Here is an 883-nt window from a genome sequence, read left to right as displayed (position 1 = left end):
GTGAGGGCGTCGTCGACGGCCAGGCAGCCGATGCCGTGGTCGGGGTGGTCCCACTGGATGCGGTAGGTCTGCCCGCCCAGCTTTTCGAGTTTGACGCGGGGCAGGGGGGAGTCGGCGCAGGAGTGCTGGACGGCGAGCTCGCGGTCGGTGCGCCCGTTGCGTTCGCGGCCCTCGGTCAGGCACCGGGAGGGGGCGGAGGCGGGGTGGATGCTGGTCCATCCGGCAGCCGGCAGCCGGGCGGAGACAACCGTCCGTTCGGGAGTGGGCCTGGGGGTGGGGGCGGGAGTAGGGATCGTCTCGTCGTGGTCGATCGGCGAGGCGACGGGGGAAGCAGCGGCATCGGCGGGGGAGGCGGCGGGTTCGGCGGTGGCCGAACGGCTTGCGGTGGGCGAGGCGCCGGGCCGCGGTGACTTGGCGTCCGCGCGGGGCGCGGTGCTGGAGGGCGGGGCGCTCGAGGGCGCGCTGTCCGCGCGGTCGTCCTCGGAGGGGCTGGCGTGGGGCCAGAGGGCCAGGGTCAGGATGCCGGCGACGGTGCAGGCGGCGATCGCGACCAGCGGTCCCTGCCGTCGCCAGTGCGACGGGGCGCTCGCAGGAGGGGTGCTCTCGCCGGCCGGGCCGGGGGCCGGTTCGCCGGCCGGTTCGGTCTCTGGGGCAGCGTCCGGTTCGTCGGCCGGGCCGGACTCCGGTTCGTCGGCCGGGCCGGACTCCGGTTCGTCGGCCGGTTCGGTGTCCGGGGCGTGCTCTGCGCCGGCGGCTTCCGTGTCGCCCCGCGGGGTGTCGTTCTCTGCCCGGGCGGGAGGGGGCTGCGCGTCGTTCTCGGGACCGGGGGGCGGGATCCCGTCGCCGGTCATGGACAGGCGTCGGCGGGCGTCGAGCCATGCGG

Annotated in this window: 1 pseudogene; it reads right to left on the bottom strand. The window is 76.8% G+C overall.

From position 1 onward, the window contains the following. Positions 1-883, bottom strand: a pseudogene (locus JL475_RS39190) (hypothetical protein); the annotation flags it as partial.

Origin of the sequence: Streptomyces sp. M2CJ-2 (genome assembly GCF_016757295.1) — a bacterium.
Taxonomy (GTDB): Bacteria; Actinomycetota; Actinomycetes; order Streptomycetales; family Streptomycetaceae; genus Streptomyces.
Note: the sequence above shows the minus strand (reverse complement) of the source record. Positions and strands in the feature narration are given on the sequence as shown.